Origin of the sequence: Sphingobium sp. YR768 (genome assembly GCF_900111125.1) — a bacterium.
Classification (GTDB): domain Bacteria; phylum Pseudomonadota; class Alphaproteobacteria; order Sphingomonadales; family Sphingomonadaceae; genus Sphingobium.
Window position 1 is genome coordinate 118,766 of record NZ_FOGE01000003.1, and the last position, 19,025, is coordinate 137,790.

Here is a 19,025-nt window from a genome sequence, read left to right on the forward strand (position 1 = left end):
CGCCAAGCCTTAATAGCCCACGCCATAGCCCATGCGGCGCGGGTCCGATCCGCCCATGCGAGCGCCCGACGGATCGGCCAATATCCCCTGAATGCTGCCGATGGCGTAGGGACCGACCTTCTCGATCCGATGCCCCATCGCGCCCAGCGATGCGACGATATTCTCGGAATAGCGCCCTTCCATCTGCACGCTCATCGCCGCGCCGGGCTTGTAGAAATTGGGATCGGGGTCCAGCGCGAAGCGCGGCGCTTCGATCGCCGCCTGAATGGGCATGCCCCGGTCGACCACATTGACCAGAAACTGATATTGCGTCTGGCCGATGGTTTCGCCGCCCGGCGATCCGAACACCATCTTGAACCGCCCCTTGTCCAGCACGATCGTCGGGCCATTGCCCAGCAGCGCGCGCTTGCCCGGCGCGATCTTGTTCGGATGCCCCGCATAGGGCGCGGACGATCCCAGCCGCAGCCCGTTATTACACAGCAGCCCGGTGTCCCCCATCACCATGAAGGTGCCGAAACCGCCGCCGACGGTCGTCGTCACGGCGATGGCATTGCCGTCCTGATCGACGATCGACAGGCTGGTCGTATCGCCACCGCGCGTATGATCGTCGCCGTTCGCCGCGAAAATCTGTGGCGGCTGCGCCAACGAGGTGCGGCCATTATAGCGGATCGCGTCTCCCCCTTCGGGATAGGCGATCGCCCGCTTGATATCGATCAGACGGCGGCGCTCGGCGGCAAATTGCTTGGACAGCAGGCCATGGACCGGCGTCTCGCTAAATTTCGGGTCGGCCGCATATTTATAGACGTCCGCCTTGGCGACCTTGATCGTTTCGATCAGCAGGTGGGTCAGTTCCGGCCCGTCTGCGGGCAGTGCGGAAATATCCCACCCCTCCAGCAGATTGAGCTGCTCGCACAATTCCAGACCGGTGCGCGACGTCAGCGGACTGGAATAGACGTCCAGCCCGCGATAATTGGTGCTGACCGGCTTGTCCCATTGCGGACGATAGGCCGCCATATCGTCCAGCCGCAGCCAGCCGCCGGTCTGCTGCGAAAAGCGTGCAAATTCCTGTGCGATCGGCCCGGAATAGAAATAGTCATAAGCGGCCTGCAACGCCTTGCCATGATCGGCCCCGCCCTTGCGCGCCTTTGTATCGGCGTCGGCCAGTGCCTGAAGCGTGCGCGCCAGCGGTTCGTTGCGGAAGGTCGCGCGCGGCGCCGGTGGTTGCCCGTCGGGCAGGAAGATCGCCGCACTGGTCGGATAGAGTTTCAGCGTCGCCTGCGCCCGGCGAATGAACATCGCGATTGACGGGTCGAGCGGATGGCCGTCCCGCGCATAGCCGATCGCCGGTTCCAGCAGCGTCGCCAGCGGCAGCTTGCCGAAGCGGCGCGCCAATTCGATCCAGCCGCCGAACGCGCCGGGCACCGCCACCGCCTTTGGCCCATGGTCCAGTTCCTTGGGATCGCCATCGGGATCGAGCAGACGGGGCGCGCCGCCGGTGAACGCCAGCGAGGAAACCTCCCCGCTCTTACGGTCGAAACAGGTGGCAAAGCCATTGCCCGCCGCGCTCGATGCCCAGGGTTCGACCACGTTCATCACCGCCATCGCGGCCACCGCCGCATCGGCTGCCGATCCGCCCTGCATCAGCATGCGGACCCCGGCCATCGACGCCAGCGGATGGCCAGCCGCGACACCGCCATGCGGCATCGGCACCTCGATCCGGTGGGCGGCGACGCTCGCCTCGCCCGATCGCGGCGCGTCGGGCGCCCGCGCGCCGGACTGGGCCAGCGCCCTCAGCGGCAGGGCGGACATCGCCACCCCGGCCAGGCTGGCGCTGATCATGGCGCGCCGGTCCATCCGGGCAGGCGATGTTTCGGGAGGAGTGCTGCTCATGCCATTCTCATTTTTTCATGTAAGGACTTGGGCGTGCGAAAAACAGGAATGCCCGGCCCCGCAAAGGATATCTCTCCTCCGCAGGACCAGGCCATCTCCTTTCACATCAGGGGATCAGAAAGACTTCTTCGCCCCGACATACCAGTAGCGGGCCTGCGGCGCGTACAGGCTCGATTGATAGCCGTTGGACGACAGCGGCGGCTGCTTGTCGAACAGGTTGCGCACGCCCAGCGTGAAGCTGCTGCCCTTCAGCATGCCTTCATTCTCGAACTTGTAGGTGCCGTAGAGGTTGATCGTGGTCTGACCCTTGACGACGAAATTATCGCCTGCGGAATTGATCACGCTGCTCTGATAGGTGTCGCTGATGAACTGGGTGAAGGCGCCGATTTCCACCGGTCCGTAGGAATAGTTCAGGCTGCCCGACAGACGCCAGCGCGGCTGGCCGTCCCGCTTGAGCACGCTGCCACCGCCTGCGACGGCCAACAGCGAACTGATCTGACCCGACGAAATGCCGTCCAGAATAGCCTGTGTGCTCGAAGCCGCCAGCACGTCATATTTGATCAGACGGGCCGCGTTCACGTTCAGCGCGAAGTTGCCGATACCGGTCTTCACCCGATATTCCATGTTGAAGTCGATACCATCGACCTGAACCGGCAGCAGATTTTCGAACGGCGCCACGACATAGAGCAGTTCGCCCACCGGCGCGAGGCCCGTGCCGGCGACCAGTGCTTCATCCGCAGCCGTGGGCGCAGCGCGCACGACGTTCGGGTTGCTGCTGCCCTGCGTGCGGAGCAGATAGTCGAGCGTCAGCGAGTTCTGAAAGTCGAGCAGGCCGATGACATTCTTCTGCTTGATCCGCCAGCGGTCGACCGTCAGCGTCACATTACCAAAGCCATCGGGCAGCGGCGGCGAGAAGACGGCGCCGAAGTTCCAGCTGGTCGATGTTTCCGGCTTCAGATTGGGGTTGCCGCCGCTCTGGCGCTGCACCTGAAGGCTCTGGTTACAGGCAGAGAAGCTGCTGATGCGACCGGCGCGCAGATCCGCTTCGCACAATACATAGTCGGTGCCGGTGCCGACACGAACCAGCGTGTCGGTGTTCACGACCTCCAGGTTCGGCGCACGGAAGCCCTGCGACCAGGAACCGCGCAGACGAATGCCTTCCAGCAAGTCCCATGCCGCCGCGATCTTGGGCTTCGCGACGCTGCCGACGTCGCTATATTTTTCATAACGACCGGCGATCTGCACGTCGAAGGACCGAAACATCGGCACTTCCATTTCCGGCGTGAACAACGGAATGGCAAGTTCCGCATAGGCCGAATAGACGGTGCGCTTGCCCCTCACGTCCGGGCTGTAGCTGGCGCCGATCAGATCGCTGTCATAGACGATACCGGTGACGCTGTCGGTATATTTGACCGTGCCGTCCTGATGGGAATCGCGATCGTCATGATAGGTTTCGCGGCGTATTTCGACACCGGCCGCGACACCGACATTGCCACCGCCCCACAGACCCAGCAGTTCGGGGTTCGACAGTTTGAAGTCCCACAATGCCAGCGTCGTCTTGTTCTTGCGGACGCTGGTGATCATCACGCTGTCCATCGTCGCCTGATTGTTGATCGTGCAATCGCCGATCGACGGCGTATCGACGCAACCGCCGTTGAACGGATTATAGGCGTCGGACGTGGTCTTGTTGATCGCAGCCTGCAACAATGTGCTGGAAATGCTCTGCATGCTGTCGCGCACGGTCGCCCAGTTATAGAGGGCGGCGGTGTCGTAATTCCACTTGCCGATTTCCCCCTTCAGGCCGGCCAGGAAGCGATACTGATAGTTGACGACATCCACCGGACGCGGACCGACGTCGAAATAGTTGAGCGAACTGATCGTGACCGGCACGCCTTCATCGGAGATATTCAGACCCGGCAGTCGGTTGGGCGATCCGGCTGCACCCAGCGGGTTCCAATAGGCATTAGCCGCCACCGTGATCGGTGTGGTGCTGAGCGAAGAACCCGACGGCGTGACCTGATGGGTTTCGCCGCGATAGAAGCCGGCCTCCCCATAGATGGTCATCGTATCGGTGATGTCGAAATGCGCCGTGCTGAAGATGTTGATGCGGTTGATCGACGGCGTAGCGGTCAGCGTCTCATCCGACAGGGTGGGATTGAAACGCAGGTTGGAATCGGTCGACGCCATGGCCGTGGTGCCACTGCCATCGTCGATACAGACGCCCGGCGTGCTGCTGGCAACGGCGCAACCCGCATTGGTGCCGGGCTGGACGTGGAACTGGCGCGAGGAGTTGGTGATCGCCGTGCCGTTGCTGGTGATGACGCCGCTGCCCGATGCGCGGAACGTGCCCCAGGGCGTGGTCGTGCTGGTGCCGTTGAAGGCGGCCACATTGGCGAAGGAGGTGCCGGCGACATAGCCGCGACGGTCCGAGTCAGCGGTATAATCCTGATCGCTAAGATATAGCTTGGTCTTGCGGGCATAGCCGGCGAAGAGCGAAATATTGCCGCGTCCTTCGGCAAAATCCTTGCCGACCAGTCCGTTGATCGAAAATTCGCGCAAGTTGGTGCCTTCCGCACCACCATATTGCATGTCGAACTTCGCGCCCTTGAAGTCGGAATCCAGCACATTGTTGATGACGCCTGCCACCGCGTCAGACCCATAGAGCGCCGCCGCGCCATCGCGCAGCACTTCGACACGCTCGATCGCGCCGACGGGAATGGCGTTGGCATTATAGCTGAAGACCGGCACGCCGGAATCGATCGCGCCGCTGATCGACTGGGACGTCGAGTGCAGCACCGTACGGCGGCCGTTGATCAGCAGCAGCGTATTGCCCTGCCCCATGCCGCGAAGGCTGATGGACGATACGTCGCCGCGCGCGGCGTTGGGGCTGCTGCCGCCGATCGCCTGCTCGTTAAAGGCGGAACCGCCAAGCTGCGGGATGGAGCGGAACAGGTCTGCGCCCGACACCGCCGCAACGCCCTTGATCTGCTCTTCGCCCACGCTGGTCACGGGGATGGCGCCGCTGGCCTTCAACCCCTTGATCTGGGTGCCGATAACGACGATTTCCGCGCCGCCATTGGGTTCTTCGGCCGGCGCCGCATCCTGCGCCTGCGCGGCGGACATGCCCGCCATCATCGCAAGGCAGATGGCCAGGCTGCTGGTGGTTGCGCGCGTCCCGATTGCGTCTCGTTTCATAAATTCCCCCTGTCCCATTGCCCGGACGATCGCCTCGGGCATGTGCCGCGTCCCTCCTCTCCCAAAGGTCGTTTTCGGACTCTTCATCACCCTTGACGCAGGCTTTTCGGATTGCCTCCGAAAAAAATGACAGCCCTGTGGCAAACTGTTGCAGCAGGCTACGTTGCCCCGCCGAACGAGGCCGAACGCAAAAAAGGGCGGCCATGTCCCTGTGAGACATGGCCGCCCTTTGCGGATCATGGTGATGCCCCCGACGATGCGCCGGGAGACAGGTCCGTTACCCGGCCGCCCTGACGATATCTGCCCAGGCTTCCTCGCTGATGACCTCGATCCCCAACGCCGTCGCCTGTTTCAGCTTCGATCCCGCGCCCGGCCCGGCGACCACAAGATCGGTCTTCGCACTGACCGATCCCGCCGCCTTGGCGCCCAGCCGTTCGGCCTGCGCCTTGGCCTCGTCACGGCTCATCGTTTCCAGCTTGCCGGTGAAGACGACGATCTTGCCGGTGACGGCGCTGGCGGTGGTTTCCACGACATAGTCCGGCGGCGACACTTCGCTCAGCAGGTCATCCCACGCCTCCACATTATGCGGTTCGTGGAAGAAGTCCGCCAGCGCATGGCCGACCGCCGCACCGACATTTTCCACGCCGATATGTTCGGCGATCGCCTTGTCCTTCTTCGCCTGCGTTTCCTCCGCCGGTGCAGCATCGCGCAGGGCGATGATTTCCTGCGCCAGCGTACGGATCACCGGCAACGTGGTGTAGCGCTTCAGCAAGTCGCGCGCCGTCACCGCGCCAACATGGCGGATGCCAAGCCCAAAGAGCAGCTTCGCGGCGTCAGGCTGGCGCTTGGCCTCGATCGCGGCGAACAGATTGTCGACCGACTTTTCCTTCCAGCCCTCCCGGCCCAGCAGGTCCGAACGATGCTTCTTCAACCGGAAGATGTCGGCCGGCTCGGCAATCCAGCCGAGGTCGAGAAATTCCTGAATCGTCTTTTCGCCCAGCCCCTCAATATCCAGCGCCGCACGGCTGACGAAATGGCGGAGCCGCTCGAACCGCTGCGCCGGGCAGATCAACCCGCCGGTGCAGCGAAAATCGACCTCTTCCTCCTCGCGCACCGCTTCGGACTGGCAGACCGGGCAATGGGTCGGGAAATGGAAAGGATCGCGCACCTCCTCGCGGGTCAGATTGTCCACCACCTGCGGGATGACGTCGCCCGCGCGCTGAACGACGATGCGGTCGCCGGGGCGGACGCCCAGCCGCTCGATCTCGTCCGCATTATGCAGCGTGACATTGGAGACGACCACGCCACCGACGGTGACGGGGGTCAGTCGACCGACCGGCGTCAGCTTGCCGGTGCGACCGACCTGAATGTCGATGGCTTCAAGAGTCGTCTGCGCCCGTTCGGCCGGGAATTTATGCGCGATCGCCCAGCGCGGCGCCTTTGCCACGAAGCCCAGACGCTGCTGCCAGTCCAGCCGGTCGACCTTGTAGACCACGCCGTCGATATCGAAGGGCAGGTCGGCGCGACGCCGCTCAATCTCCCGATAATGGCCGATCAGCGCTTCGAGCGTGTCGACGCAGGCCAGCAGGTCCGACACCGGCAGGCCCCAGCCCGCAATCGCCTGCATCACGCCCAACTGGGTGTCGGCGGGCAGCGCACTATACGCGCCCCAGCCATGGGCCAGGAAGCGCAGCGGCCGGCTGGCGGTGACGCTGGCATCCTTCTGGCGCAGCGATCCGGCGGCGGCGTTGCGCGGATTGGCGAACTGGCGCGCCTTTTCCGGGTCGTCGGCTTCGTCCAGCAGTCGCTGGTTGAGCGCCACGAAATCCCCCTTGGCCATATAGACTTCGCCGCGCACCTCGAACAGGTCGGGGATGTTCGGGCCGGTCAGGCGCTGCGGAATATCGGCGATTGTGCGGACATTGGCGGTCACATCCTCGCCGGTCGTGCCGTCGCCGCGAGTCGCCGCCAGCACCAGTTCCCCCTGCTCATAGCGCAGCGAACAGGACAGGCCGTCAATCTTCGGCTCGGCGGTCAGCGCGACGGACGCATCCTCTGTCAGCGCGAGGAAACGGCGGATGCGAGCCACGAATTCGGCGATATCCTCGTCCGAAAACCCGTTGTCGAGGCTCATCATGCGGACGGCGTGCGGCACTTTCTTCATACCTGCGGCTGGAGAACCAGCGACCGCTTGCGTAGGATCAAAAAGATCGACGAGATCGGGAAAATCCCTTTCGAGATCTCTCAGTTGCTTCTTTAAATCGTCGTAATCCCCGTCGCTGATCGTGGGATCATCATGCACATAGTAACGATCGTCATGATATTGGATCGTTTGCATGATACGAGAATGCTCTGCCTGCGCCTCCGACGGAACGCCCGGAAGTTTCGCTACTTCTTGTCTGCTGAGCTTTTTTTTGGAGCGATTTGCGTCTGTCATAATCACGCCTTAGCCTCAGTCGTGCTCCTGCGAAAGCAGGAGCCTAGGATGCGAGGCACTTCGTTCGACCCTGGGCTCCTGCCTCCGCAGGAGCACATCATTTCTAGACCCCCGCCACCGGCACCGTTTCGAAATGCTGCGGGAAGCCCGCGATGATCGGCCGTGCCTTGCCGATGGCGGCGCGGACGGCGGGCAGTTTCAGCGAGGCGGCATGGCTTTCGTGGCTGTCCCAGACTTCGGTGATCCAGATCGCGTCGGGATTGGCGGTGTCGAGCGCCACGACATAGGAAAGGCAGCCGGGCATCGCCCCGGTGGCTTCCTTCAGATAGCCGACCAGTTCGTCGCGCTTGCCGGGGCTGGCGAGCATCTGCCCGATCAGGCCGTAAAGCGGCTTTGCCTCCTGCGCGGCGGCGGGAATGGCGGTAGCGGCAACCGCGGCGGCAGTGAGTCCGAGCATGTCTCTGCGATTATGGGTCATATACCCTTCCTTCTTTTCCCTTTCCCCGGCGAAGGCCGGGGTCGAGTTGACAGGTTGGCACTGGACCCCGGCCTTCGCCGGGGAACAGCTATACCCTCTCCAGCAACCGCTCCGCCTGCGCCCGCGCTTCCGCCGTGATTTCCGCGCCCGACAGCATCCGCGCAATTTCCTCGCGCCGTTCGCCATCGTCCAGCGCATGGACGCCGGTGCGCGTCACCGTGCCGTCCGAAGATTTGGCGATCAGCATATGGCCCGCGCCCCGCGCCGCGACCTGCGGGCTGTGGGTGACGACCAAGATCTGGTTGCTCTGCGCCAGTCGCGACAGACGCTCACCAATCGCATCGGCCACCGCGCCGCCCACGCCCCGGTCGATCTCGTCAAAGATCAGCGTGTCCGCCCCGCCCCGTTCGGCCAGCGCCACCTTAAGCGCCAGGATGAAGCGCGACAATTCGCCGCCGCTCGCGATCTTCGCTAGCGGTGCGAAGGGCGCGCCGGGGTTGGTCGAAATCTCGAACTCGACCCGATCCAGGCCCTGCGCGCTCCACTGGCCTTCATCCAGCGGTGCGACCACGGTGCGGAAACGCGCGGCATCCAGTTTCAGCGGCGCCAGTTCGCCCGCCACCGCCGCATCAAGGCGGCCAGCAGCCAGTTGCCGCTCGCCCGACAGCGCCTGCGCCGCCGTGCGATAGGCAGCGGCCTTTTGCGCGACCGTCTTTTCCAGCGCCGCGATATGCTCTTCCCCGCCCTCGATCGCGGCCAGCTTCGCCGCCATATCCTCGCACAGGGCGGCAAGATCGTCGGGCTGCACCTGATGCTTGCGGGCCAGACCGCGCAGGTCGAACAGGCGGGTTTCAATGGCGTCGAGCCGGGCGGGGTCGAAGCTCAGCGCCTCGGCCGCTTCGGCCAGGCGATCCTCCGCCTCCCCCGCTTCCACCACGGCGCGGTCGAGCGCTTCCAGCACGGCGGTCAGCAACGGTTCTTCCCCAGCGATCCGATCAAGCCGCCTTGCCGCCTGCCGCAACTGGGCCAAGCCGCCGTCCGATCCGGTCAGGCAATCGCTGATGGCAGACAGATCATCGGTCAGCCGCGCGCCCTTCTGCATGGTCGCGCGTTCTTCGGCCAGCGTCGCTTCTTCCCCGGCTTCGGGCGCGAATTTGCGCAATTCCTCCACCGCATGGGTCAGATAGTCGCGATCGCGCGCCGCAGTCTCGACCGTCTCGCGCGCCTGAGACAGGGCGCTGGCCGCCGTGCGCCAGTCCGCATGGGCCGAGGCTACCGAACCCGCATCGCAGCGCCCATAGCTATCAAGCAGCGCGCGGTGCCCCCGCGGATTGAGCAGGCCGCGATCGTCATGCTGGCCATGAATCTCGACCAGCGACCCGCCAAGGTCACGCAGCAGCGCAGCGGAACAGGGCTGATCATTCACAAAGGCGCGGCTGCCGCCATCGGCCTTCACCAGACGGCGGATCAGCAGCGGTTCGCCCGGCTCCATATCGATGCCATTGTCGGCCAGCAACGCGCTGACACGATGGTCGGCGGCGGGCGGCTCGAAGGTCGCGACGACGCTGGCCTGCGCCTCCCCGTTACGCACCAGTCCGCTGTCGGCGCGCGCGCCCAGCGCCAGCCCCAGCGAATCGAGCAGGATCGATTTGCCCGCCCCGGTTTCGCCGGTCAGCACGGAAAGACCGGCGCCGAACTCCAGGTCCAGCGCCTCGATCAGCACGACATTGCGGATGGCCAGCGAGGTCAACATGACGCGCTTCTACCTGTCAACGCACAAAAGGGGAACAGGCAAAGCGATGATCACGCTGTGGGCGGATGTTCCTGCATCAGCTTGTAGGACCGCTCATACCATTTGGTGCCGGGATAGTTGCGGCCCAGCACGGCGGCCGCCTTCTGCGCTTCGGCGGGGATGCCCAGCGACAGATAGGATTCGACCAGCCGCTCCAGCGCTTCGGGCGTGTGGGTCGTGGTCTGATATTTGTCGACCACCGACCGGAAACGCAGCGTGGCGGCCAGCCACTGGCCACGGCGCTGGTAGAATCGGCCGACTTCCATTTCCTTGCCGGCAAGGTGATCGTTGACCAGGTCGACCTTCAGACGCGCATCGGCGGCATAGCGGGTGTCGGGATAACGACGGATCAGTTCACCCAGCGCATCCAACGCCTGCTGGGTGATCTTTTGGTCGCGGGTCACGTCGGCAATCTGTTCATAATAGCAGAGCGCGATCAGATAATAAGCGTAGGGCGCATCCTTGTTGCCGGTGTGGATCGACAGGAAGCGCTGCGCCGCCGAGATGGATTCGGCATAATCCTGGTTCAGATAATAGCTGAACGACGACATGAGCTGTGCCCGGCGCGCCCAGGGCGAATAGGGATGCTGGCGTTCGACTTCATCGAACAGCGCGGCGGCGAGCTTATACTGGCCCCGGTCGAGCCGGGCCTTGCCACTATTATACAGGGTCGACACGTCGCGGGCGACATAGAGCGTATCCGCCTTGTTCTTCGAGGTCGAGCAACCCGAAAGCAGGATAGCGAGCAAAGCGGGAGCGGCGACCGCGCCGACGCGCGACATGTTTTTCATCAGCATGTGCCGGGTCATAGCTTAGCCGATGGCCGCCGCCAAGCGCCAGAATGCGGTGTGTTCAACAAGCCACCGCAGCGGGCAGATCGAGCCTGGCGACCGTCCCGCCCGCCTGCCCCGGGAACAGGGCGAAACGCCCGCCAAGCTGGCTGGCGAGCGCGTTCACGATGCGCAGGCCCAGCGACTGGCCGTTGGTGCTGTCGAAGTCGGACGGGACACCCTTTCCGTCATCGGCGACCTCCAGGATCAGGGCACCCTGCGCCGCCGACACCGTCACCTGGATGCAGCCCGCGCGGTCGGGGAGGCCATGTTCGATCGCATTGCTGACCGCTTCCGCGACGATCAGCGCGAACGACACCGCCATGTCGGAATCGAGACGCATCGCATCGGGCGCGGCAACGCTGATGATCAGATCCTGACGACCGCTGGCATCCACGATATCGGCCGACAGCGCGGTCAGGAAAGCGCCGATATCCTGCCCATTGCCCAACGGGTCATAGAGGGCCCGGCTGATCCGGCCGACCAGCGCCAGCCGGGCCGACGCATCGTCGAGCGCGCGACGCGCCACATCATTGTCGATCTGCCGCCGCTGGAGCGACAGCATGGCGGCCACGACCTGGAGATTGTTCGATACGCGATGCTGCAATTCGCGGAACAGCAGTTCGCGATTGTCGGCCAGCATGCGGCTGCGCTCGCGCTCCACCGCCAGGTTGAAATTGGCGCGCTGCATGAAGTGGATCAGCAGGATGTCGATCACGACGACGCCGGTGTAGAACAGCATCGCCACCGCCACGGCCGGGTTGAGCGCGAAACCGAACATCGGCGGGATGAAGACATACCAGGACGCAAAGCCGCACAGGACAGCTGCGAATATCCCCGGCCTTATCCCGAACAGGAAGGAGGACAGGATGACCGCCGGAAAGAAAGTGACGAAGGGATAGCCGGTAGGCAGCAGCGGTTCGGCCGCAAAGCGCAGCAGCAACGCTGCCACGCAGAAAATCAGGGTCAGCGCATAGGCATAGATCGGCCGTTTCAGGACGAGCGGAAGGCGTTCGACAAAGCGCGCATTACTCCGCTGCATGATAATCCCCGACAGTTCGTCGTTACCCTAGCAGAACTATTCCGGGTCGCCTTGATCGAAATCAGTCTGCGAGCGGAATAAAATAAAAACGGGACGCCCGATATTCGGACGCCCCGTTTTCAATAGTTTCTGCACCGGCATTGCTGTCCGGTACGAAAATCAGTCCTGGGTCAGGAAGTCGGGCAGACCACCGCTGGGGCCATCATTACGATCGCCGCCTTCGCTGCGCGGGCCACGGTCGCGACGCGGGCCGCGATCACCACCACGGTCGCCACCGCGACCGCCACGGTCGCCGCCGTCACGGCGCGGGCCGCGACCACGATCACCGCGGTCGCCGCGATCACCACGGGGTTCACGCGGCTCGCGGGCCGGGCGGGTGTCTTCCAGTTCCTCACCGGTTTCCTGATCGACGACGCGCATAGACAGGCGAACCTTGCCGCGCGGATCGATTTCGAGAACCTTGACCTTCACTTCCTGGCCTTCCGACACGACGTCGGTCGGCTTTTCGACGCGCTCATTCTTCATTTCGCTGACGTGGACGAGACCGTCCTTGCCACCCATGAAGTTCACGAACGCACCGAAGTCGACAATGTTGACGACCTTGCCGTTGTAGACCTTGCCGACTTCCGCTTCCTCGACAATGCCGAGGATCCACGCCTTGGCGGCTTCGATCTGGGCGGTGTCGGACGAGGAAATCTTGATAATACCTTCGTCGTCGATATCGACCTTCGCGCCGGTTTCTGCGACGATTTCACGAATGACCTTGCCACCGGTACCGATGACGTCACGGATCTTCGACTTGTCGATCTGGATCGTCTCGATGCGCGGGGCATGCGCCGACAGCTCGGTGCGGGTCGACGACAGAGCCTTGCTCATCTCACCCAGAATGTGCGCACGGCCTTCCTTGGCCTGACGCAGCGCGACTTCGAAGATTTCCTGCGTGATGCCGGCAACCTTGATGTCCATCTGCATGGTGGTGATGCCAGCTTCCGTACCGGCCACCTTGAAGTCCATGTCGCCCAGGTGATCTTCATCGCCAAGGATGTCGCTGAGGACAGCGAAATTCTTGCCTTCCAGGATCAGGCCCATGGCGATGCCCGACACGGGGCGCTTCAGGGGCACACCGGCGTCCATCATCGAGAGCGAACCGCCGCAGACGGTGGCCATCGAGGAGGAACCGTTCGACTCGGTAATGTCCGAGAGAACGCGGATGGTGTAGGGGAATTCGTCCTTGCTGGGCAGAACGGGGTGCAGCGCACGCCATGCCAGCTTGCCATGGCCCACTTCACGACGACCCGGCGCACCGAAGCGGCCCACTTCACCGACCGAATAGGGCGGGAAGTTATAGTGCAGCATGAAGTTTTCATAATGCAGGCCGGTCAGGCCGTCGATCATCTGCTCGGCGTCCTTGGTGCCCAGTGTGGTGGTGCAGATCGACTGCGTCTCACCGCGCGTAAACAGGGCCGAACCATGGGTGCGGGGCAGGAAGCCGACCATCGCTTCGATCGGACGGATCTGCGTGGTGGTGCGGCCGTCGATGCGCTTGCCGTCCTTCAGGATGGCGCCGCGCACGATTTCCGCTTCCAGCTTCTTGGTCAGCTTGATGCCGGCCATCACGGTCTGGGCGTCCAGGCCGTCGGCTGCGAAGGATGCCTTAGCCTTGGCGCGGGCTTCGTTCAGCGCGTTCGAGCGGGCCGACTTGTCGGTCAGCTTGTAGGCGGCCGTGATGTCCTTGCCGATCAGCTTCTTCAGCTTCTTCTTCAGCTCTTCCGTGTCATCGCCCTTGGCGATTTCCCACGGGTCCTTCGCGGCCTTCTCGGCCAGGTCGATGATCGCGTTGACGATCTTCTTGCTGGCTTCATGGGCGAACAGGACGGCGCCGAGCATGACGTCTTCCGACAGTTCCTTGGCTTCGGATTCGACCATCATCACCGCGTTGCCGGTGGCGGCGACGACCAGGTCGAGGTCGCCGGTCTTCACTTCGTCCAGCGACGGGTTCAGTTGATATTCGCCATCCTTGTAACCGACGCGCGCGGCGCCGATCGGGCCCATGAAGGGCACGCCCGACAAGGTCAGCGCAGCCGATGCGGCGATCATCGCCACGATATCGGGTTCGCTTTCACCGTCGAACGACAGAACCTGCGCGATCACGTTGATTTCGTTATAGAAACCTTCGGGGAACAGCGGGCGGATCGGGCGGTCGATCAGGCGGGAAACCAGCGTTTCCTTTTCCGTCGCGCCACGTTCACGCTTGAAGAAGCCACCGGGGATACGACCGGCAGCCGAATATTTTTCCTGATAATGGACGGTCAGCGGGAAGAAGTCCTGGCCTTCCTTCACGCTCTTGGCGGCGGTCACGGCGCACAGCACCACGGTTTCGCCATAGGTGGCCAGCACGGCAGCGTCAGCCTGACGCGCGATACGGCCGGTTTCGAGGGTCAGCGTCTTGCCGGCCAGCTCAATCGAAACTTTCTTTACATCGAACATAGAGTTTTCCTTCGCCCACCTGGCCCTATTGCCGGGCGGGGCCTTTGTTGGACCGGGTAAGGTCCATGGGTGGAGAGCCTTATCTCTCCGTCCGTTCGCCCTGAGCCTGTCGAAGGGCGCGCCTGAGCGAAGCGAAGGCTCTCTAGCCTCTCTTCGATCGGCCGTAGGCTTCGACTTCGCTCAGCCCGAACGGTGGTGGGGACATTCCCCGGATCATGACGCCGTGCCGGATTGCCCGGAGCCATGTTGTCAGAATCGGAAACGGCCCCGAATGGGGCCGTCCCTTTATAGCGGACTTACTTACGCAGGCCCAGCTTACCGATCAGGTCGACATAGCGAGCCTGATCTTTCTTCTTGAGATAGTCCAGCAGCGAACGGCGCTTGTTGACCATCATCAGGAGACCACGGCGGCTATGATTGTCCTTGTGGTGACCCTTGAAATGCTCGGTCAGGTTGGTGATGCGTTCCGTCAGGATCGCAACCTGGACTTCCGGCGAACCGGTGTCACCCTCAACGCGGGCATATTCCTTGATAAGCGCTTCTTTGCGCTCGGCAGTGATCGTCATCTGTCTTCTTCCTTCGGCATCAGGTTAAATCCGCGCACGACCCGGATGTCTCCGTCCTGCGCTTCGACCAGCGCCACGGGAATGACCCCGTCGAACGCCAGATGAAGGCCGGTGGCAATGTCGGACCCCGACAGCACCTTCCCCTGTCGGAGAGCCAGTGCTTCATCGGGAGAGACTGCGAGAGCCGGGATGTCGTCCAGCCCCGCCGTCAACGGCAGCATAAGCCCACCGATGGTGCCGCCCATAGCAGCTTCGTCCAATTTGTCCAGTGAAATCGCGGTTTCCAGGGTGAACCGCCCGGCCTTGATCCGCCGCAACATGGTGACATGGCCAACCGTGCCAAGCGCCAGCGCGATGTCGCGGGCAAGGGAGCGGATATAGGTGCCCTTGGAGACATGCGCGCGCAGAGTCACCTCACAAACCCGCTCATGCTTACCCGGCTGCGCATATCGATGCTCGATCAGGGATTGCAGTGCGGCATCGAAGCCGGAGTCGCCAAGCTGAGCCGAGCTATCCTGATGACGCAAGGCCTTGGCTTTCAGCATGGCAAGATCGATGATGTTCACCGACCGCAGCTTCATCTCCACCGCCTCGCCCTTTCGGGCAAGGTCATAGGCGCGCTGGCCGTCGATCAGGATGGCGCTGTAGGCGGGCGGAGCCTGATCAATGGGACCGGTAAAGCGTGGCAGAACAGCCTGCACGTTCGCCAGCGTTGGGCAATGATCGTTCTGCGCAATCACCTTCCCCTCCAGATCCAGCGTATCGGTCTGCTCGCCGAACTTAATCGTAAAATCGTAAATCTTGTCGCTGTCGAGCATCCGGCCCGCCAGCTTGGTCGCCTCCCCGATGGCGATCGGCAGCACGCCGGTCGCCAGCGGATCGAGCGTGCCGCCATGGCCGACCTTCCACTTTTCCGTTCCGCCCAGCAGTTCCCGCTGCGTGCGCAGCGCGCGCTTCACAGCGCTGACCGCCTGTGTCGAGCCAAGGCCATGGGGTTTGTCGAGGATGATCCAGCCGTGCATGGCGGCGGGCCTTATCCCCGCGCAGCCTGCCTGTCACGCCATTCGTCGGCGAGGATCGAATAGATGATCGTGTCGCGGACATGGCCGGTCCAGGTGATGCGCTGCTTGCGCAACATCCCTTCACGCACGGCGCCCAGCTTCTCCACCGCCTTTTGCGACCGGACATTGCGGGCGTCGACGCGAAATTCGATGCGGGTAAAACCGCAGTCGATCGCCCGGCCGATCAGCAAGGGCTTGATCCGGTCATTCAGGCCTGTGCCGCGCGCCGATGGCGCCATATAGGTCAGGCCGATTTCCAGCGCATTATCTGCCGGAGACAGGTTGAGATATCCGGACATGCCGACCGCCTGCCCCTCCGCAAAAATCATGAAAGGGCAGCGATCGGGATTGGCGATGGTGCCGTCAAATGCGGCATCGAAATCCGGTCCGGCGAAACGAACGGGATAGATATCCCATACCGCGTCGTTCAGCGGACAAATGGCGCGCAGCACTTCGCGATGCGCTTCGTGCATTTGCTCCAGATGCAGGCCGGGCGCGTCGATCGATGCCAGCAACTGGTGCATCCGGTTCATCGCTGCATCTGCTCCACGAAGTGGCGGCGGCACAGCGCCACATAACGGTCATTGCCGCCAATCTCGGTCTGGTCGCCCTGCCGGATCGCCCTGCCCTGCCCATCGACGCGCAAGTTCATCGTAGCCTTGCGCCCGCATTCGCAGATCGTCTTGATCTCGCTCAGCGTGTCGGCAAGCCCCAGCAGCGCGGCGCTGCCGGGGAAAAGCTGGCCCTGAAAATCGGTGCGGATGCCATAGCAGAGGATGGGGATGCCCAGCCGGTCGGCCACCCCGCCGAGTTGCCACACCTGCGCTTCGGTCAGGAACTGCGCCTCGTCCACCAATACGCAGGAGAGCGGGGTCGCGTCGTGCTGGGCAGCGATGGCGGCGAACATGTCCGTCGCCCCGTCGAACAGATGCGCCTGCGCCTCCAGCCCGATGCGGGACACGATGCGCCCCTGACCATAACGATCATCGAGCGCAGCGGTCCACAGCATCGTTTCCATGCCGCGTTCACGATAGTTGAAGTCCGATTGCAGCAGGGTCGTCGATTTCCCTGCATTCATCGAGCTATAGTAGAAATAGAGTTTCGCCATATCGGGGCGGTCTAAAGCGATTTCGAGGCGGATGGAACATCCGCCTCGAAATCGCGACAATCAAAAACTATCGGATTGTCGGTGCAACGCCAGCCAGGAAGCGGACCAGCGCGTCGGCCAGCGCGATACGCTTGTCGGAGAAGCTGTGATCGGTCGGCCAGACCATCAGCCGCGAATCCGGATTGGCGCCCTGCGCATCCGCCGCAGCCTTGCGCGCCATGGCGCCGATGCCCCGCTCCGCGCCGATCATGGTGAGCGGACGGCGGCCATAGCCGGCAAGGCGTCGGCCAAGGTCGAACTTCGCGCCATCCGCCTTGATCTCCCCGGTCAGGCTTTCATAGGTGGCACCCTGGAGCGGCGGCAAGTCGCCAGCCACTTCGGCCTTCCAGCCTGCTTCCCCTGCCGGCGTGGCGAGCGCCGCCACCGTCTGCGCCGGGTCCCACGGATCGATCAGGAACAATCCGGCGACACGCGGTTCGGCGGCGGCGACATCGGCCGCCATAAAGCCGCCCATACTATGCCCGGCCACGACGATCGCGCTGGTATCTATACGATATTTGGCGATGGCCGATGGCTGCTGGAGGAATTGCAGCGCGGCAAAGGCGTCCTCCGACGCATGGCCGAAGGAGAAGGTGCCGGGACTGCCCCAACTCCCGCGATAATGGAGCGTCAGAACATTCCATCCGGCCCGCCGTGCCGCCTGCGCAAGGTCCAGATTTTGCTCATTGCCCGGAAATCCATGGAGCAACAACAAGGTGGGATGGGTGCCGAACCCGGCGGCGGTATACATGACCGCATTCATCGCCCCATCCTCGACCGGGATGACGAAAGCGCTCATGCCGGCAGGATAGGCGGCGTCAGGCTTGGGATCGGCGATGACGGCGGGATGGGTGGCGGGGTCTCTGGCGAGGGCGGGCGTGGCCGCGCAAGACAGAAGCGCACAAGACAACCAGAAAGCCCGCATGATTATTCCCCGTTCTATACCAAGGTGATGACGGCAACGGGCGGGGAATCCCCTACCAGCTTTTCGATCCGCCGGTCGAATGTCAGAAAAGCGTCAGTTTCGCCAGCCAGAGACAAATGCATCATGTCAGCAAAATCGGCGCCGGCAGCGAAGCGATCCAGCACCCAATGCATAGCGCTCGGAAATCCAATCGCTTCCGGCAAATCAATGACATCCCGAAGGGCCGCTTCGATCCGTTCACGGGGCCAACCATAGCTGGCACGCAACACCCTTTCAGCTTCCACCGCCACGGTTGGCAAAAGGACGAAACCCTGACTGATATGCGCGACTGCCACCATCGTCTGCTTCGGGTCGTCACCCGTAAGGAACCGGACCAGCACGTTGGTATCAATGGCTGCGGCCATCAGTCCTTCCGGTCACGGAACATCTGCGCGATCGCCCATCCATGTCCTCTATGGAAACCGGTGGACCTTGATGCTGATAACGGGCCCGAACACCGGCCATGATCTCGTCAAAGCTGCGGCCCGATTTCTTGTGCTGGGGCCTGAGCAGCACGCCACCGCCCATGGGCACCACATCCAGCACCTGCCCCGGCGCAAGCCCAAGTTGGTCGCGCACATCCTTCGGGATCACGACCTGGCCTTTTGCCGACAGGGTGGTCTTGGCGTTCATACCGGTAAGATGCGTCTTACCGCAGACAAAGTCAATCTTCGCCCTCATCCTGCGTCAGGTCGCGGGCGACCTTCGGATCGCGGAGCAGCTTGTCGATATGGCTGCCTTCATCGAAGCTCTCGTCGGCGAGGAATTTCAGCTTCGCCGCATATTTGAGCGCGATGCGACGCGCGACTTCGCGCTGAAGATAGGCGGTGTTGGTGCGCAGGGCTTTCAGCACCGCGTCCTCATCCTGTCCCAGCAGCGATTTGATGAATACGGTCGCGTGGCGCAGGTCCGGCGACATGCGAACTTCGGTGACGCTGACGACATGCTTTGCCAGCACATCATCATGCACGTCGCCGCGCTGGAGAATGTCGGACAGGACATGGCGCACCTGCTCACCCACGCGCAGCAGACGGACGGAGGGGCCTTCGGGTTGGTTGGACATAAATCCTCCCCTCCCGTTTACGGGAGGGGCCGGGGGTGGGCTCTACCCACCGGCCATAACAATATAGGAGAGG

16 protein-coding genes are annotated in these 19,025 nt (G+C 63.1%); all 16 read right to left on the reverse strand.

Going from position 1 to position 19,025, the window contains the following annotated elements:
- Positions 1-9: 9 nt before the first annotated feature.
- Positions 10-1,890 carry a gamma-glutamyltransferase family protein gene (locus tag BMX92_RS05165; RefSeq protein WP_093012968.1) on the reverse strand — a complete coding sequence of 627 codons (1,881 nt, stop codon included), beginning with the start codon at positions 1,888-1,890 and terminating at the stop codon, positions 10-12.
- A 114-nt stretch (positions 1,891-2,004) separates the two neighbouring features.
- Entirely contained in the window at positions 2,005-5,085 is a 3,081-nt protein-coding gene (locus tag BMX92_RS05170; RefSeq protein WP_371262280.1) for a TonB-dependent receptor domain-containing protein, read from the reverse strand.
- Between the two features lie 277 nt (positions 5,086-5,362).
- Complete coding sequence (gene ligA / locus BMX92_RS05175; RefSeq protein ID WP_371262281.1) at positions 5,363-7,423, reverse strand: NAD-dependent DNA ligase LigA; 2,061 nt, start codon at positions 7,421-7,423, stop codon at positions 5,363-5,365.
- 202 nt (positions 7,424-7,625) lie between these two features.
- On the reverse strand, positions 7,626-8,000 hold the full coding sequence (locus tag BMX92_RS05180) for a putative quinol monooxygenase (RefSeq protein ID WP_093012974.1): 375 nt from the start codon (positions 7,998-8,000) through the stop codon (positions 7,626-7,628).
- 88 nt (positions 8,001-8,088) lie between these two features.
- Complete coding sequence (recN, locus tag BMX92_RS05185) at positions 8,089-9,753, reverse strand: DNA repair protein RecN (protein WP_093012977.1); 1,665 nt, start codon at positions 9,751-9,753, stop codon at positions 8,089-8,091.
- 50 nt (positions 9,754-9,803) lie between these two features.
- Positions 9,804-10,589, reverse strand: coding sequence for an outer membrane protein assembly factor BamD (locus tag BMX92_RS05190; protein ID WP_093013915.1), 786 nt, complete (start codon positions 10,587-10,589; stop codon positions 9,804-9,806).
- Between the two features lie 55 nt (positions 10,590-10,644).
- Complete coding sequence (locus BMX92_RS05195; protein WP_093012980.1) at positions 10,645-11,664, reverse strand: sensor histidine kinase; 1,020 nt, start codon at positions 11,662-11,664, stop codon at positions 10,645-10,647.
- 159 nt (positions 11,665-11,823) lie between these two features.
- Positions 11,824-14,151: a polyribonucleotide nucleotidyltransferase gene (gene pnp, locus BMX92_RS05200; protein ID WP_093012983.1), complete on the reverse strand. Its 2,328-nt coding sequence runs from the start codon at positions 14,149-14,151 to the stop codon at positions 11,824-11,826.
- A gap of 296 nt (positions 14,152-14,447) precedes the next feature.
- On the reverse strand, positions 14,448-14,717 hold the full coding sequence (gene rpsO, locus BMX92_RS05205; protein WP_093012986.1) for a 30S ribosomal protein S15: 270 nt from the start codon (positions 14,715-14,717) through the stop codon (positions 14,448-14,450).
- Entirely contained in the window at positions 14,714-15,739 is a 1,026-nt protein-coding gene (gene truB / locus BMX92_RS05210) for a tRNA pseudouridine(55) synthase TruB (RefSeq protein WP_093012989.1), read from the reverse strand. The genes rpsO and truB overlap by 4 nt, the downstream gene beginning before the upstream one ends.
- 11 nt (positions 15,740-15,750) lie before the next feature.
- On the reverse strand, positions 15,751-16,311 hold the full coding sequence (locus BMX92_RS05215; RefSeq protein ID WP_177184939.1) for a GNAT family N-acetyltransferase: 561 nt from the start codon (positions 16,309-16,311) through the stop codon (positions 15,751-15,753).
- Positions 16,308-16,886 carry a thymidine kinase gene (locus tag BMX92_RS05220; RefSeq protein ID WP_093012992.1) on the reverse strand — a complete coding sequence of 193 codons (579 nt, stop codon included), beginning with the start codon at positions 16,884-16,886 and terminating at the stop codon, positions 16,308-16,310. Before BMX92_RS05220 ends, BMX92_RS05215 begins: the two co-directional genes overlap by 4 nt.
- Before the next feature lie 67 nt (positions 16,887-16,953).
- On the reverse strand, positions 16,954-17,850 hold the full coding sequence (locus tag BMX92_RS05225) for an alpha/beta hydrolase family protein (RefSeq protein WP_093012997.1): 897 nt from the start codon (positions 17,848-17,850) through the stop codon (positions 16,954-16,956).
- Positions 17,851-17,864: 14 nt separating this feature from the next.
- Complete coding sequence (locus BMX92_RS05230; RefSeq protein WP_093013000.1) at positions 17,865-18,254, reverse strand: type II toxin-antitoxin system VapC family toxin; 390 nt, start codon at positions 18,252-18,254, stop codon at positions 17,865-17,867.
- Positions 18,238-18,522, reverse strand: coding sequence for an AbrB/MazE/SpoVT family DNA-binding domain-containing protein (locus tag BMX92_RS05235; protein WP_093013003.1), 285 nt, complete (start codon positions 18,520-18,522; stop codon positions 18,238-18,240). The genes BMX92_RS05230 and BMX92_RS05235 overlap by 17 nt, the downstream gene beginning before the upstream one ends.
- Positions 18,523-18,553: 31 nt before the next feature.
- Positions 18,554-18,952: a 30S ribosome-binding factor RbfA gene (gene rbfA / locus BMX92_RS05240; protein ID WP_093013006.1), complete on the reverse strand. Its 399-nt coding sequence runs from the start codon at positions 18,950-18,952 to the stop codon at positions 18,554-18,556.
- Between the last annotated feature and the right edge of the window lie 73 nt (positions 18,953-19,025).

Bases quoted from the DNA above. Each gene is read 5' to 3' on its own strand.
- BMX92_RS05165 (WP_093012968.1), bottom strand. From the start codon at position 1,890: ATGAGCAGCACTCCTCCCGAAACATCGCCTGCCCGGATGGACCGGCGC.
- BMX92_RS05170 (WP_371262280.1), bottom strand. From the start codon at position 5,085: ATGAAACGAGACGCAATCGGGACGCGCGCAACCACCAGCAGCCTGGCC.
- ligA (WP_371262281.1), bottom strand. From the start codon at position 7,423: ATGCAAACGATCCAATATCATGACGATCGTTACTATGTGCATGATGAT.
- BMX92_RS05180 (WP_093012974.1), bottom strand. From the start codon at position 8,000: ATGACCCATAATCGCAGAGACATGCTCGGACTCACTGCCGCCGCGGTT.
- recN (WP_093012977.1), bottom strand. From the start codon at position 9,753: ATGTTGACCTCGCTGGCCATCCGCAATGTCGTGCTGATCGAGGCGCTG.
- BMX92_RS05190 (WP_093013915.1), bottom strand. From the start codon at position 10,589: ATGCTGATGAAAAACATGTCGCGCGTCGGCGCGGTCGCCGCTCCCGCT.
- BMX92_RS05195 (WP_093012980.1), bottom strand. From the start codon at position 11,664: ATGCAGCGGAGTAATGCGCGCTTTGTCGAACGCCTTCCGCTCGTCCTG.
- pnp (WP_093012983.1), bottom strand. From the start codon at position 14,151: ATGTTCGATGTAAAGAAAGTTTCGATTGAGCTGGCCGGCAAGACGCTG.
- rpsO (WP_093012986.1), bottom strand. From the start codon at position 14,717: ATGACGATCACTGCCGAGCGCAAAGAAGCGCTTATCAAGGAATATGCC.
- truB (WP_093012989.1), bottom strand. From the start codon at position 15,739: ATGCACGGCTGGATCATCCTCGACAAACCCCATGGCCTTGGCTCGACA.
- BMX92_RS05215 (WP_177184939.1), bottom strand. From the start codon at position 16,311: ATGAACCGGATGCACCAGTTGCTGGCATCGATCGACGCGCCCGGCCTG.
- BMX92_RS05220 (WP_093012992.1), bottom strand. From the start codon at position 16,886: ATGGCGAAACTCTATTTCTACTATAGCTCGATGAATGCAGGGAAATCG.
- BMX92_RS05225 (WP_093012997.1), bottom strand. From the start codon at position 17,850: ATGCGGGCTTTCTGGTTGTCTTGTGCGCTTCTGTCTTGCGCGGCCACG.
- BMX92_RS05230 (WP_093013000.1), bottom strand. From the start codon at position 18,254: ATGGCCGCAGCCATTGATACCAACGTGCTGGTCCGGTTCCTTACGGGT.
- BMX92_RS05235 (WP_093013003.1), bottom strand. From the start codon at position 18,522: ATGAACGCCAAGACCACCCTGTCGGCAAAAGGCCAGGTCGTGATCCCG.
- rbfA (WP_093013006.1), bottom strand. From the start codon at position 18,952: ATGTCCAACCAACCCGAAGGCCCCTCCGTCCGTCTGCTGCGCGTGGGT.